The following is a 13,935-nucleotide window of genomic DNA, read 5'->3' as shown; positions in this document are numbered from 1 at the left end:
GCCCGCCAACGGGCGGCCTAACTTTTTGCGGCGGCGCGTTCATTCCGCCATTGCCGCGCATCACCCTGTTGTTGGAGACCCGATAAATGAACCATGCCCCCCTGATTCAGGATCTGCAGGCCCGCGGCCTGATTGCGCAAACCACGGACGCCGTTGCGCTGGAAGAACTTCTGAGCAAGGAGCAGGTAACCCTTTATTGCGGCTTCGATCCCACCGCCGACAGCCTGCACCTGGGCCACCTGGTGCCGGTGCTGATGTTGCGTCGCTTCCAGCAGGCCGGCCATCGCCCGGTGGCGCTGGTGGGCGGCGCCACCGGCATGATAGGCGATCCCAGCTTCAAGGCCGCCGAGCGCAAGCTGAACACCCCGGACGTGATCCAGAGCTGGGTGGAGAAGATCCGCGGCCAAGTCGAACCCTTCCTCAGCTTCGAAGGCGACAACGCCGCGCTGATGGCCAATAACTACGACTGGTTCGGCCAAATGAACACGCTGGATTTCCTGCGCGACATCGGCAAGCATTTCTCGGTCAACGCGATGATCAAGAAGGAATCGGTGCAGCAGCGCCTCAACCGCGAAGACCAGGGCATTTCCTTCACCGAGTTCTCCTACAGCCTGTTGCAAGGCTATGACTTCTCCGAGCTGAACCGTCGCTTCGGCTGCAAGCTGCAGATCGGCGGCTCCGACCAGTGGGGCAACATCACCGCCGGCATCGACCTCACCCGCCGCCTGCAACAGCAACAGGTCTTCGGCTTGACCGTGCCCCTGGTGACCAAGTCCGACGGCACCAAGTTCGGCAAGACCGAATCCGGCGCCATCTGGCTGGACGCCAAGAAGACCTCGCCTTACGCCTTCTACCAGTTCTGGCTGGGCACCGCCGACGCCGACGTGTACAAATTCCTGCGCTACTTCACCTTCCTGTCGCTGGAAGAAATCGCCGCGCTCGAGGCCGCCGACCAGGCCCGTGACGGCAAGCCGGAAGCCCAGCGCATCCTGGGCGAGCAGATGACAACCATGGTGCACGGCGCGGCCGCCCTGGAGGCGGCGCAGCGCATCACCCAAAGCCTGTTCAACAACGATCTGAGCAGCCTCACCGCCGACGACTTCGCCCAACTGGCGCAAGACGGCCTGCCCAGCATCCAGCTGGAACGCGACGCCGACAGCCTGATCGACGCGCTGGCTGCCGGCGGCCTGGCCAAATCCAAGAGCGAGGCGCGCACCTTCATCCAGAGCGGCGCGGTCAGCGTCAACGGCGACAAGGCCGACAGCCTGGAGCAGCGCTTCGGCGACGCCGAGCGCCTGTTTGGCCGCTACACCCTGCTCAAGCGCGGCAAGAAGAATTACGCGCTGGTGGAATGGCGCTGAGCGCAACGCGCGCATAAGACCAAGCGGCCGTCACGGCCGCTTTTTTATCGCCCTCGCCTCACTTTCCCACTTCAAAAGCCTCCCCGGTCGCGAAAAAAGCGCCGCCGGCGATATAGTGCAAGCTGCGCTTGGCCTCGTCGTCGAAACGCCAATGGCCGTCGGCAAACACCTCCGCGTCAGCCTCCGCCGCCACCACTTCCCCGATGAAAAGATCATAGCGCTGCTGGTTCAGCGGCTCGCTGATCACCTTGCACTCCAGATAGGCGATGCAGCCGTCCACGCGCGGCGCGGCCACCTCTTGCGCCGGGATCCGGCTCAGGCCGCTATGCGCGAACTTGTCCACCTGCCTGCCGTCGGCGCCGCCGGCCCGCAACACCGCGGCGGCCTGGGCGCGGCAAGGCAGATTAAGCACAAACTCGCCCGAAGCCTCGATCAACTCCCGGGTATGGGTCGCCTTGTCGATGACCACCGCCACCTTGGGCGGATCGAAATCCAGCGGCATCGCCCAGGCCGCCGCCATCACATTGCTGCGCTCCCCGGCCGCGCTGGACACCAACACCGTGGGGCCATGATTCAATAAACGATAGGATTTCGCCAGATCGACTGCGAGCAAACGGGACATAAGCAAACTCGAGAAAGCATGAAGCGGCTATTCTAGCCGGAGACTCGGAGGCCCCGCCGGCGCGAATAAAAAAAAGCCCGGCGCTCGCCGGGCGTACAGATTGCTAATTTCAACAAAGGAGAAGTCATCGAGATGACTATCCAGATATAGGACGCTTTATATTGCGTTGCAAGAAACCCGCAAAGCCTTATCAAAACAGGAACATCGGCCCGCTGCCTAACGGATTGCCCTTCCCTTCCAGGCCGATATACACCTTGCGGCCGTAAAAGAAGGGCAAGCCCCAGTCAAAGTAGCTGCTAAGAAAGCCGCTGGCCGGCCCGCCCACCGCAGGCAGAGCGGAGTAACCTTGCGACAACAGTGTTCCAGCATTGCCCAGATTGAAGCCCACCGCGCTGCTGTTGCCGCCGCCGCTCAAGGTGGCGTTGAGATTCACGGTGCCGCCGGGGCAGAACCAGGTGCTGCTGCCCACCACGCAGGTGGCGATCGTGGCATCGGCGAAAAACAGCCCATTGGAACCGCTATCCAGAAAGCTGCTGTAGTTGAGCGATTTATAGCTGGTCGTGATCGCGTCCACGCCATTGCCGTCCAGCGTAGTGGGAAAAGCCTTGGCCGAACCCAAAGCGTTGTTGCTCTGCGTGCCCACACCGAAGTACAGCGTTCCGGCGGCGCTGGGCGCGCCGCTGATCGCCACCGCCGGCAATTGCAGCATCACCCCGTTATTGTCGCCGGCGAAGGCCGCCACGGGATTGGACACCTGCAAGGCCGCGGCCGCCGGCGCCTGCTGGCAGGTCAAGGCGGTGGGGCAGGTGTAGTAAAAGCCGTTATTGCTAAAGTTGACGCAGTTGCTGCCGCAATCCTGCTGCCGCAGGCCGACGCCCAGAATGCCGTTGGCCCCCAGGACCGACACGCTGCCCAAATTACTCCCCGTCCCGCTGCACGCGCCCGGGATGAAGCCGTAGGCCGGGTCGCTGATGATCTGGATGGGCAGGGAGGACGCCGTCTTGCCGGCCATTTTGACATCGGCGTAGCGGACGCTGCCCCAGGTGAAGCCGCTTGCGAACTGCATGCACTCCGCCAGTTGCCGGCTATTCGACGTCACGCCGGGCAGGCTGCCCAGCGTCGATCCGCTCACGGCGCTGGCCAACAGGCGCAAACCGCTGGAGCCGGTATCCACCAGCACCCGGCTGATCGTCTGGCATTGGCTACCGCCCGGCGCGCACACCGTCACCGACACATAGGGCATATTGATCTGATAAACATTGGCCACCGGCCCGCTGTCTACCGTCAGCGTCACCGAATTGGCCGTCGATCCTCCATTGTCCGGCGGCGCGACGCTGCCGACCCCGCCGCCCCCTCCTCCGCACGCCGTCAACAACAAGGCACAGCTCAACACCAGCCCAAAGATAGCCTGTTTCATCTCGTCCCCGCCCTGATTATTTGAGTTGATCGATGTCGAGGCCCGCCGGCACCAGCGCGGGCACATAGGCCAGGCCGAAGAAAGCGCGCGCGCGCCCGGCGGAGATCACCGTCAGCCCAGGCCCTCGGCCTTCCAAGCGATTCAGACCGGCCCGATTGGACTGCTGCGAGGAAACATAAGTGGGAAAGTAATCACCAAGCAGCTGCCTCATATCCGGCAGCGACGCGCCCTGCCACGCCACCGCGAACACAACGCCGTCCGTCTGCCGGACGAACTCGCGGATGAGGCGGCCGGCCTCATCCCGGCTCTGCGCCACGGAATAGACCGCGGGCGGCGCGGTCTTCAAAGCCAGCGCTTGCGGAGCAGCGGCCGCGCGGCCCGCCGGCAAGGGCTGCCCCAAGGTGGCCAAGGCAGGACTGGAGAACAGGCTGAAGCTGAGGCAGAGCAGCAAGGCGCGCCTCGTCAGAAAAGACGTCTGCATGAATACCCCCGTCGAATGGAAACGACCGCCGCCCCGGATGCTTTGCCCGGGACTTCTGAATATGCGCGGCGTCGACGCCGCCATCAAAATATAGCACCTCAGCATGAAACGGCTGCCCGATCGAACGGAAGGGAAGAAACGTAGACCATAAAAAAAGGGGGGCGAAAGCCCCCCAGCGTCCTCAAAATTCGACCAGCTGCCCGCCAGTCAAATCCTGGATTTCTCCATCAATACGCCAGCGAATCGTCATGCCGGGTCGTCACCAGCTTGCCCGCGCCCAAGGACAGCATCAGCAGGGCGACGCGTTCATGGACGATCACGGTATGGGTATTGCCGGAAAACTGCATGTAACGCCGCAAGTCCTCGCGCACTTTGCGCGAGCCGGTCACATCGATGATGATGTCAATGCTGCTGCCCTGCTCGGCCAGCTCGATGAAATTATCGGTGACGGAAATGCCGCGCTGCTGGGCCAGCAAAATGCCCGGCGAATCCAGATTCAAGTCCGCCACCCCCACCATCCCGACGAAGGGCGCGTCCAACAGCTGCCGCAACAGCGGCGTTCCGGTTTCACCCGCGCCTATCATGCCTACTTTGATCTGTTCCATGCGGCCACCTGAATATGACTATCAAATAAACACCGCACTGTAACAGCTTTAGCCCGGGTCGCTATTTGAGCCAAATCAAGCGGAGCTGCGGGAAGGCCCCACAATGCAGCAGGCCCGGACATCGCCGGGCCTGCGAGCGTAAAGCCTAGAAGGGGTTCAATGCAGATTTTGCTGCGACAAAAAGCGTAGATAGCCAACGCCCTCCAACCAAAAACCGCCATCGGCCAACGGCGTCGCCTCCTCCAGATCCGCCACGGTCAACACCAACTCCTGACCATCCAGATTGGCCTCCAGCACCACATCGTCGTCATCGGAAAACTCTTCGGAAGCCGTATGGAAATCCGGCTTCACGAACTGATTGTTAACCTGAATATAGTCGGACTCATTCAGCAGACGTAGGATGTTCATGGCGACCTCCTAATGATGCGGTGAGAGACAAGGTCCAACAAGACAGCAAAGGCGGCGCCGGCTCCAAGCGTCGCGAGCGCTCCCCGCAACGGCTCAACGCCTACAACCAGCCTCGCTCGGCAAAGGATTCCGCCCGCGCGCCGGTCACGACGAAGTGATCCAGCAACCTTATATCGACCAACTGCAGCGCAGCTTTTAATGTATTGGTTAGAGAATGATCGGCGGCGGATGGTTCGCACACGCCGGATGGATGGTTATGGGCAATGATCACCCCCGCCGCGTTGTTGGCCAGGGCCCGCCGCACCAGTTCGCGCGGATAGACCCGGGTTTCGGTCAGGGTGCCTCGAAACAACTCTTCTACCGCTATCACTCGATTCTGCACGGTCAAAAACACGGCGACGAACACTTCCACGTCCTTGCCCGCAATCGCCAGCCTCAGAAAATCGCGCACCTGCCCCGGATCGCGCAAGGCGTCCGTCAGACTCATATTCTCCGCCAAGGCCCGCTGCGCCAACTCCTTGCAGGCCATCAGCTGCGCGTATTTGGCGGCGCCCAGGCCCCTGCGCGCCCGGAACTCTTCAAAACTGGCGTTGAGCAAGCCGGACAGCGAACCGAAGTCCAGCATCAACTGCCTGGCCATCTCCACCGCGCTCAAGCCTTGCATGCCGGTGCGCAGAAAGATGGCGAGCAATTCGGAGTCCGACAACGCCGCCGCTCCCTGGGCCAACAGCTTTTCACGGGGACGCTCGGCCTCCGGCCAATGGGCGATAGACATCTGCACGCTCCTCCTCTGGCTATAGCACTGTTTTCAAGGTCAGACCAAACGCGATGAGGCATGGCTCACCATATCATCGAAGCAATATGCCCGCCAGCGCGCCCAGTCCGTGGAAATCCGCTAAAATTGGACATTTACCGCCTGTTGCGACAAGTCCATGACAAGCAAGAAAATTCTGCTAGGCATTACCGGCGGCGTCGCCGCCTACAAGGCGGCGGAGTTGACCCGCCTTCTCGTCAAAGCCGGCCACAGCGTGGAAGTGGTGATGACGGAAGCGGCCACGCGCTTCGTGACTCCCGCCACCTTCCAGGCCTTGTCCGGCCATGCGGTGTACACCGATCTGTGGGACGAGCGCCCCAGCAACGCAATGGCCCATATCGACCTGTCGCGCCGCGCCGATGTTTTCCTGATCGTGCCGGCCACCGCCAACACGCTGTTCAAGCTGGCCCACGGCGCCTGCGACGATCTGCTGTCCACGCTGGCCGCCGCCCGCGCCTGTCCGCTGATCGTGGCGCCGGCGATGAACCGGCAAATGTGGGACAATCCGCCCAACCAGCGCAATGTGGCGCAGCTGCGCGCCGACGGCGTCGCCGTCTTCGGACCGGCCAACGGCGCCCAGGCCTGCGGCGAAACCGGCGAGGGCCGCATGCTGGAGCCGGAGGAGATCGCAGAGCTGCTGGAAGGGTTTTTCCGGGCCAAAGTGCTGGCCGGCAAGAAGGTGCTGCTCACCGCCGGCCCCAGTTACGAGGCCATAGACGCCGTGCGCGGCATCACCAATATCAGCTCGGGCAAGATGGGCTACGCGCTGGCGCGCGCCTGCCGCGACGCCGGCGCCGAAGTCACGCTGATCTCCGGCCCCACCGGCATGGAGGCCCCGTTGGGCATGCGCCGCATCGACGCGGCCAGCGCCCGGCAAATGCACGACGCGGTGATGACCGAGGTGGGACGCAGCGATATTTTCATTTCCGTCGCGGCGGTGGCCGATTACCGGGTCAAGAACCCGTCCGTCCACAAGATCAAGAAAGGCGCGGCGCCGCCCAGCCTGGAACTGGAGGAAAACCCGGACATTCTCGCCGCCGTCGCCTCCTTGCCCGCCGCTCCGTTCTGCGTCGGCTTCGCGGCGGAAAGTCAGAACCTGCTGGAGTTCGCCGAAGCCAAACGCCTGCGCAAAAAGCTGCCGCTGCTGGTGGCCAACCTGGCGCAGCAAGCCATGGGCGCCGACGACAATCAGGTGGTGCTGCTGGACCAGAACGGCCCCCACCCCTTGCCCGGCATGCCCAAGCCGGACGTGGCCAAGGCCATTGTCGAACATCTGGCCCAGCTGTTGCCGCACAAGCAATAAGCCATCAACACCGCGGCTGCCCCGCGCAGCCGACAAGAAAGGACTCTCATGAAAAAACCCGTCATCGACGTCAAGATCTTGGATCCGCGTCTGAAGCAGAATCTGCCCAACTACGCGACGCCGGGCTCCGCCGGGCTCGACCTGCGCGCCGCCATCGAGCAAGACATCACCATCGCTCCGGGCGAAACCCAGTTGATCCCCACCGGCATGGCCATCCATATCGCCAACCCCAACCTGGCCGCCATGCTGCTGCCGCGCTCCGGCCTGGGCCACAAGCACGGCATCGTGCTGGGCAATCTGGTGGGCCTGATCGACTCCGACTACCAGGGGCAGTTGTTCGTATCGGTCTGGAACCGCGGACACGAGCCGTTCCGGCTGACGCCGCTAGAACGCATCGCGCAGATGATCATCGTGCCCATCGTCCAGGTGGGCTTCAATATCGTCGACGACTTCGACAGCTCGGAACGCGGCGACGGCGGCTTCGGCAGCACCGGACGCAACTGAGGCCGGCCGCCGCGCGATTGCCTATACTCACACCGTAGCGCAGCCGGCCTCGCACGGCCGGCTTGCGCCGCGCACGCGACCACCGCCCTCAATCGCCGGCAAAGGATGTCCAGGCATGACGCAAGCCCCTCAAGAGGACGACAGCAAGCGGATTCTCGACAATCTGGTCGAACTCACCTCCCAGCGCGAACAGGACATGCTGGAAAGCAGCCTGGCCTCCACCTTGGTCGAGGTGATGCGGGTGGACAAGGTGGAGTTGTTCGCCTGTCGCTGGGTCAACGGCGTGCCCTACACCCGCCGGCGCCTGAGCGCCTCCTCCGTGGACGGCAAGACCCAGATTATGGAAACCGCCAACGACAGTTGGCTGCCGCCGCCCATCTTCCTTTACGACCTGCTCAACTCGCTGGACAGAGACGAGGGCATTTTCCGTATTCCCCACGGCCTATGCCTGCCCTTGCGCTGCATGGGCAGCATCGTGTCCCTGCTGGTCATCCACGTGACGGCGGAGCAAAAGGTCAACAAGGCCATGCTGAAAGCCATGGCCAGGATTCACGAAAACTTCCTGCGCCTGCTGTTCGAGGCGGACCGGGACATGCTCACCGCGCTGAACAATCGCCGTAAATTCGATTTGCGCCTGTTCAACCTGATGGCGGCGCAATTGCAATCCCCCGGCGAAAACCACGCCTGCACCTTGGCGCTGCTGGACGTCGACCATTTCAAGCAGGTCAACGACCAGTTCGGCCACATGGTGGGCGACGAGGTGCTGCTCTTGCTGGCGCAGCTGATGCAACAGTCGTTTCGCGAAGACGACAGCTTGTTCCGCTACGGCGGCGAGGAGTTCGCCATCATCTTCCAGGGCTTGCCTCCAAACGAAGCCGCGGTGGCGCTGGAGCGCTTCCGCCAGCGCGTCGAGCAATACTCGTTTCCCCAGGTGGGCCGCCTGACCGTCAGCCTGGGCTTCACCCGCATCCTGCCGCAGCTCTTGCCGGGCCAGCTGGTGGAACAGGCGGACCGAGCACTGTATTACGCCAAAACGCATGGCCGCAACCAGGTATGCGGTTACGAAGAGCTGGTCGCCGGCGGCCAACTCGACAATGCGCAACGCTTTGGCGAGATCGATCTGTTCTAAGCGCCCGTTCAAAGCAGGCAAGCGGAACCCGCTCAAACCATCCAAGCCTTTCGAAGACGGTTGCAGCGCCCTTCGTCCTCCATCCTGCCGACGCGCGGCCCATCGTAAACAGATTCCAAGTTTTCCCTGCCCCGCGTCCCAAGCTGGTCCTCCGGACGCAAAAAAACCGGCTCCTAGGAGCCGGTTTTCAATTGACGCGATCCCTAGCGGGCGATCAGGCCAACAGGTGGTTGCTCAGTTCGCGCATGCCGGCCGACAGCATGGCCAGATCCAACACGCTGAACGACTGCAGCTCGGCGAACATCTGCGCGCACACCTCCACTTCGTGATGGCGCTTCTCCATCCACTGCTGCGCAAACGCTTCCGCGCCGGCGGCGTCCTGCAAGGCCTGCCCCGCCAGATTGCGATGCACGCGGTACAGGTCGTCGCGCAGCGCGGAGCGCGCCAGCGACTGCCAGCGGTTGTCGCGCGGCAGGCTGGTGATCGCGTCGCGCAGCCAATCCAGCTGCATCGCGTGGCCCAACTGGTAGTAGTTCTTGGCCAGCTGCTCCAGCGGCAATGTGCTGCCTTCGCTGATTTCGATGATGTCCATCAACGGCACGGCGAACTCCAGACGCGCCAGCACCTGCGCCAGCGGCTGCGGCATGCCCGGCTGACTCAGGCGCGCTTCCAGCGCCTCCACTGCCGGGTAGCTGCCGGAAGCGATCAGCTGAGGCAGTTGCGCCAACAGCGCCTTCACCTTGGCGGCATACTGCTCGATCACGGCGTTCACCGAGGAGAACGGACGCTTGTTGCGCAGCACCCAACGCGTCACACGCTCCACCAGCGTGCGCACCAGCACCATCATTTCCACCTGATGATCCGCCGACACCTTGTTGTCCAGCGCTTCGATCTCGCTCCACAGGCGCTCGGCGTCGAACACGCGGCTGGCAATCCACCAGGCGCGGGCGATGTCGCCGGCGGAGAACGGAGACTCTTCCTGCATGCGGAACACGAAGGTGGTGCCCATGCGGTTGATGATCTGGTTGGCCAACTGGTTGGCGATGATCTCCCGCTTCAGCTGATGCTGCTGCATCTGCGCGCCAAAGCGCTGCTGCAGCGGTTTCGGGAAGTAATGGGTCAGGATGGACAGGAAGTCCGCGTCGTCCGGCACATCAGTCGCCAGAATCGCCTGATCCAGCGAAATCTTGCTGTAGGACAGCAGCACCGCGATTTCCGGCACGGTCAGACCCTGACGCGCCAGGCGGCGCTCATTGATCTGGGTTTCGGACGGCAGGTACTCGATTTCGCGGTTCAGTTCGCCGGTTTTCTCCATGTGCGCGATCATGCGCGCATGGGTGGTCAGCATCGCGGCGGCCTCCTGGCGTTTGATCGCCAGGATCTGGGTCTGCTGGATATTGTTGCGCAACACCAGCTGCGCCACCTCGTCGGTCATTTCCGCCAGCAGTTGATTGCGCTGCTTCAAGGTCATGTCGCCGGCCTGCATTACGCCGCCCAGCAGAATCTTGATGTTGACTTCGTGGTCGGAGCAGTCCACGCCGGCGGAGTTGTCGATGGCGTCGGTGGCGATGCGGCCGCCGTTCAGCGCGAACTCGACGCGACCCAGTTGAGTGCACGTCAGGTTGCCGCCTTCGGCCACCACCCGGGCTTGCAAATCGCGGCCGTCGACGCGCACCGGATCGTTGGCGCGGTCGCGCGCGTCGGCGTGGCTTTGGCTGGACGCCTTGACGTAGGTGCCGATGCCGCCGTTGTACAGCAGGTCGATCTTGGCCTTGAGGATCTCGTGGATCAGCTCGTTCGGCGCCATGCTGTCCTTGTCGGTCTCCAACCAGGCCTTCACTTCCGGCGACAGCGGGATGGACTTGGCCGAGCGTTCGAAGATGCCGCCGCCCTTGGAGATCAGCTCGCGCTTGTAATCGGTCCAGCTGGAACGCGGCAGTTTGAACAGACGCGCGCGCTCGGCGTAGCTCTTGGCCGCGTCCGGCGTCGGATCCAGGAAGATGTGCAGGTGATTGAACGCCGCTTTCAGGCAGATGTGCTCGGACAGCAGCATGCCGTTGCCGAACACGTCGCCGGCCATATCGCCGATGCCGATCACGCTGAAATCCTGCTCCTGGGTGTTGACGCCCAGGTGGCGGAAATGGCGCTTGACCGATTCCCAAGCGCCGCGGGCGGTAATGCCCATGCCCTTGTGGTCGTAACCCGCGGAACCGCCGGAGGCGAAGGCGTCGCCCAGCCAGAAGCCGTAATCGGCGGAAATGCCGTTGGCGATGTCAGAGAACGTGGCCGTGCCCTTGTCGGCCGCCACCACCAGGTACGGATCGTCCGGATCCAGGCGGCGCACATCCGCCGGCGGCACGATCTGGCCGTTCACCAGATTGTCGGTAACGTCCAGCAGTGCGGAGATGAAGATCTTGTAGCAGGCGACGCCTTCCGCCAGGAACGCCTCGCGGTCGCTAGGCGCCGGCAGTTGCTTGCCGACGAAGCCGCCTTTGGAGCCCATGGGCACGATCACCGAGTTCTTCACCATCTGCGCCTTCACCAGGCCCAGCACTTCGGTGCGGAAATCTTCCATGCGATCGGACCAGCGCAAGCCGCCGCGCGCCACTTTGGAGCCGCGCAGATGCACGCCCTCCACGCGCGGGCTGTACACCCAGATTTCGAACATCGGGCGCGGCTGCGGCAGGAAGGGAAGCAGATTGGATTCCAGCTTGAACGAGATATAGGACTTGAACTCGCCGTCGGCGCCCTTCTGCCAGAAGTTGGTGCGGCGGGTGGCCAGAATCACCGACAGGAAACCGTTCAGAATGCGGTCTTCGTCCAGATTGGCCACGCCGTCCAGCTGCTCGCGCAGCTTGGCCAGCAAGGCGTCGGCGCGCGCGTCGTCGGCATGCGCCGGGTCCAGACGTACGGCGAACAGTTCAACCAGCAAGCGGGTGATGGCCGGGTAATTGGCCACGCACTGCTCGATGTAAGCCTGGCTGAAGGTCAGGCCGCCCTGGCGCAGGTACTTGGCCAAGGCGCGCACCAGCGAAATTTCACGCCAGTCCAACCCGGCCACCAGCGCCAGGCGGTTGAAGCCGTCGTTCTCGCAACGTTTGGCGAACACCTGGGTCAGCAGCTCCTGGAAGTCCTGCTGCACTTCTTCGCTGGCGATCTGCTCTTCCGCGGAGCCCACGTCCAGGCCGAAGTCGCTGATCCACACCTGACGGCCGTCCGCGCGCTGCACGCAGTACGGATGCTCGTCGCGAACCTTGACGCCCATGTTTTCCAAAATCGGCAGGCTGGCGGACAGGCCCAACGCCTCGCCTTCGCGGAACAGCTTCAGATTGAAAGCCGAGGCGCCGCGATGGAAGGGCCGGTACAACTTCATCGCCAGCGGGGAGTCGGCGTTGACCGATTCGATATGCTGGATGTCCAGCACCGCGTTGCGCACCGCGAACTCTTCGCGGTAAGCCACCGGGAAAGCGCCCTTGTAACGGTTGAACAGCGCGTTGCCCAGTTCTTCGCCGTGGGTTTCCACCAGCAGTTGATGCAGCTCTTCCACCCAGCCGCGCACCAGGCGGGCGATTTCGGCCTCGATGTCGGCCTCGTGGAATTCCGGCAATTTGGCGGCGTTGGTGCGGATGATGTAATGCACGCGTGCCAGCGAGCCGTCGCTGATCTGCACGCTGAACTCGGCGCTGGTACCGTTGAAGGCGTTCATCAACACCTTCTCTATCTTCAGGCGCACTTCGGTGTTGAAGCTGTCGCGCGGCACGTAGACCAGGCAGCTGACGTAGCGGTGGTAGCGGTCTTTGCGCACGAACAGGCGCACGCGCGGGCGTTCCTGCAGGCTGACGATGCCCTCGGAGATCGGTCCCAACACCTCGGCCGGGATTTCGAACAGTTCGTCGCGCGGATAGGCCTCCAGCACAAAGCTCAAGGTCTTGGATTTATAGCTGTCGTCCACGTAGTCGCAGTTGCTGACCACGGTCGCCACTTTCTGGCGCAGGATGGGCACGTCCTTGGGGGAGTCCTGGTAGGCGCTGGCGGTGTACAGGCCCAGGAAGCGGCGCTCGCCTATCACTTCGCCCTTGTCGTTGAAACGCTTGATGCCGACAAAATCGATGTAGGCCGGGCGGTGAATGATGGAGCGGGTCTGCGATTTGTTCAGAATGATCAGTTGCGGCAGGTGAGCCAGTTCACGCAGCTCCTGCGGCAGCTGTTCGAAGCTGGCGGAGTATTCCTTGTCGCCCTGGTCCTTCAAGATGCCCAGACCGGAGGTTTTGACGATCTTCAGGCTGTCCTTGCCGTTGCGGCGCACCAGGTCGTAATCGCAATACCCCATGAACAGGAAGTTGCGCTTGGACATCCAGGCCAGGAAGTCCACCGCCTCCTTGGCTTCCGCCGCGCGTTTGCCCTTGACCAGGGACAGGTCCTTGCTGATGTCGGCCAACACTTCGCGCATCTTGGGCTCGTCGCTCACCACCAGGCGGATGTCTACAATCACGCGGTTCAAATCCGCTTCCAGCTGCTTCAGCACCGCCGGATCGGTGACTCGGTCAATCTGCACGTGGATGAAGGACTCCAGCGGCAGGCTGCGGTCCTCGGTGCGCTTGACCGCCTGGATCGCACCGTTCTTGTCGCGGCCCACCGACAGCACCGGGTGCACCAGCAGGTGCAGGTTCAGGCTATGGCGCGACAGCAGCATGGTGATGGAGTCGATCAGGAACGGCATATCGTCGTTGACCACTTCAATCACGGTATGGGTGCTTTGCCAACCGTCGCGCTCGAAATCCGGGTTGTAAATGCGCGCCTTGTGCTGACCGGCCGCGCGCTTGGCGCCGAACGCGTAATGCGCCGACGCGGCGCCGAACAAATCCAGCGACGAAAACTGTCTAAGGTCGGCATGCTCGGCTTCCTCGAAGTAGATCGGGAAGAAGGGTTCGAGCTGGTGTTTCTCCTTTTCGGAAAGCTTGGTCTCTGCTACAGCCTGAATATCGGCGATCAGGCTCGCGAGTTCGGTCTTATTGGTAAGCGACATGTTGCTTCTCTTGTTGTGTGCACGGAGTGTGTCGAGGCATTGTAGATACCCCCTTCATGCCGGGATTTCCTTAATGCGACGTGGACGTACATTTTCATGGAAAAGCCTGTTCGCCCCCATCGAATGCCGCAGGGATAAATCGTGGCGAACGCCACTTTTAGCCTTATAGCAATGCGACGGCGGCTTACAAGTTTCTCTCCCAGCCCCACATTGTACACAAGTCCAAAAAAGAAATATAAGTCATTGATTTTTCGCACATTTCACA

At 62.5% G+C, this 13,935-nt stretch carries 11 protein-coding genes; 4 read left to right on the top strand and 7 right to left on the bottom strand.

Annotated elements, in window-relative coordinates; genetic code table 11:
* The first annotated feature begins 86 nt into the window (after window positions 1-86).
* The gene (tyrS, locus tag DB032_RS05605; protein ID WP_107798599.1) at window positions 87-1,361 is read left to right on the top strand and encodes a tyrosine--tRNA ligase; all 1,275 of its coding nucleotides are present in this window, start codon (window positions 87-89) and stop codon (window positions 1,359-1,361) included.
* A 58-nt stretch (window positions 1,362-1,419) separates the two neighbouring features.
* On the opposite strand, the gene DB032_RS05600 is transcribed toward tyrS, so the two are convergent.
* The 6 genes from DB032_RS05600 to radC form a co-directional block, all read right to left on the bottom strand.
* Entirely contained in the window at window positions 1,420-1,983 is a 564-nt protein-coding gene (locus DB032_RS05600; RefSeq protein ID WP_107798598.1) for a flavin reductase family protein, read from the bottom strand.
* A 190-nt stretch (window positions 1,984-2,173) separates the two neighbouring features.
* The gene (locus DB032_RS05595; protein ID WP_107798597.1) at window positions 2,174-3,400 is read right to left on the bottom strand and encodes a DUF3443 domain-containing protein; all 1,227 of its coding nucleotides are present in this window, start codon (window positions 3,398-3,400) and stop codon (window positions 2,174-2,176) included.
* A gap of 16 nt (window positions 3,401-3,416) precedes the next feature.
* On the bottom strand, window positions 3,417-3,881 hold the full coding sequence (locus DB032_RS05590) for a DUF2844 domain-containing protein (protein ID WP_158274247.1): 465 nt from the start codon (window positions 3,879-3,881) through the stop codon (window positions 3,417-3,419).
* 227 nt (window positions 3,882-4,108) lie between these two features.
* Window positions 4,109-4,486, bottom strand: coding sequence for an oxidoreductase (locus DB032_RS05585; RefSeq protein WP_019101158.1), 378 nt, complete (start codon window positions 4,484-4,486; stop codon window positions 4,109-4,111).
* A gap of 156 nt (window positions 4,487-4,642) precedes the next feature.
* Window positions 4,643-4,894 (bottom strand): hypothetical protein, encoded by a 252-nt coding sequence (locus DB032_RS05580; protein WP_019101157.1) that lies wholly within the window; start codon window positions 4,892-4,894, stop codon window positions 4,643-4,645.
* Between the two features lie 100 nt (window positions 4,895-4,994).
* Window positions 4,995-5,669 (bottom strand): DNA repair protein RadC, encoded by a 675-nt coding sequence (gene radC / locus DB032_RS05575; RefSeq protein ID WP_107798595.1) that lies wholly within the window; start codon window positions 5,667-5,669, stop codon window positions 4,995-4,997.
* A 157-nt stretch (window positions 5,670-5,826) separates the two neighbouring features.
* Here radC and coaBC point away from each other — a divergent pair, with 157 nt between their 5' ends.
* The 3 genes from coaBC (at window position 5,827) to DB032_RS05560 (ending at window position 8,644) form a co-directional block, all read left to right on the top strand.
* On the top strand, window positions 5,827-7,011 hold the full coding sequence (gene coaBC / locus DB032_RS05570) for a bifunctional phosphopantothenoylcysteine decarboxylase/phosphopantothenate--cysteine ligase CoaBC (protein ID WP_107798594.1): 1,185 nt from the start codon (window positions 5,827-5,829) through the stop codon (window positions 7,009-7,011).
* Window positions 7,012-7,059: 48 nt separating this feature from the next.
* Window positions 7,060-7,515: a dUTP diphosphatase gene (dut, locus tag DB032_RS05565; protein ID WP_107798593.1), complete on the top strand. Its 456-nt coding sequence runs from the start codon at window positions 7,060-7,062 to the stop codon at window positions 7,513-7,515.
* Between the two features lie 115 nt (window positions 7,516-7,630).
* The gene (locus tag DB032_RS05560) at window positions 7,631-8,644 is read left to right on the top strand and encodes a GGDEF domain-containing protein (protein WP_107798592.1); all 1,014 of its coding nucleotides are present in this window, start codon (window positions 7,631-7,633) and stop codon (window positions 8,642-8,644) included.
* 214 nt (window positions 8,645-8,858) lie between these two features.
* Here the strand turns inward: DB032_RS05560 and DB032_RS05555 are convergent, their stop codons facing one another.
* Window positions 8,859-13,670, bottom strand: a complete 4,812-nt coding sequence (locus DB032_RS05555) for an NAD-glutamate dehydrogenase (protein WP_107798591.1) — start codon at window positions 13,668-13,670, stop codon at window positions 8,859-8,861.
* Between the last annotated feature and the right edge of the window lie 265 nt (window positions 13,671-13,935).

The organism is Chromobacterium sp. Panama, assembly GCF_003052555.1.
In the GTDB taxonomy this organism is placed as follows: domain Bacteria; phylum Pseudomonadota; class Gammaproteobacteria; order Burkholderiales; family Chromobacteriaceae; genus Chromobacterium.
This window is presented reverse-complemented; position numbering and strand designations above follow the sequence as displayed.

Excerpts from the sequence above, each read along its gene's own strand:
- tyrS (WP_107798599.1), top strand. The coding sequence starts at position 87 with ATGAACCATGCCCCCCTGATTCAGGATCTGCAGGCCCGCGGCCTGATT.
- DB032_RS05600 (WP_107798598.1), bottom strand. The coding sequence starts at position 1,983 with ATGTCCCGTTTGCTCGCAGTCGATCTGGCGAAATCCTATCGTTTATTG.
- DB032_RS05595 (WP_107798597.1), bottom strand. The coding sequence starts at position 3,400 with ATGAAACAGGCTATCTTTGGGCTGGTGTTGAGCTGTGCCTTGTTGTTG.
- DB032_RS05590 (WP_158274247.1), bottom strand. The coding sequence starts at position 3,881 with ATGCAGACGTCTTTTCTGACGAGGCGCGCCTTGCTGCTCTGCCTCAGC.
- DB032_RS05585 (WP_019101158.1), bottom strand. The coding sequence starts at position 4,486 with ATGGAACAGATCAAAGTAGGCATGATAGGCGCGGGTGAAACCGGAACG.
- DB032_RS05580 (WP_019101157.1), bottom strand. The coding sequence starts at position 4,894 with ATGAACATCCTACGTCTGCTGAATGAGTCCGACTATATTCAGGTTAAC.
- radC (WP_107798595.1), bottom strand. The coding sequence starts at position 5,669 with ATGTCTATCGCCCATTGGCCGGAGGCCGAGCGTCCCCGTGAAAAGCTG.
- coaBC (WP_107798594.1), top strand. The coding sequence starts at position 5,827 with ATGACAAGCAAGAAAATTCTGCTAGGCATTACCGGCGGCGTCGCCGCC.
- dut (WP_107798593.1), top strand. The coding sequence starts at position 7,060 with ATGAAAAAACCCGTCATCGACGTCAAGATCTTGGATCCGCGTCTGAAG.
- DB032_RS05560 (WP_107798592.1), top strand. The coding sequence starts at position 7,631 with ATGACGCAAGCCCCTCAAGAGGACGACAGCAAGCGGATTCTCGACAAT.
- DB032_RS05555 (WP_107798591.1), bottom strand. The coding sequence starts at position 13,670 with ATGTCGCTTACCAATAAGACCGAACTCGCGAGCCTGATCGCCGATATT.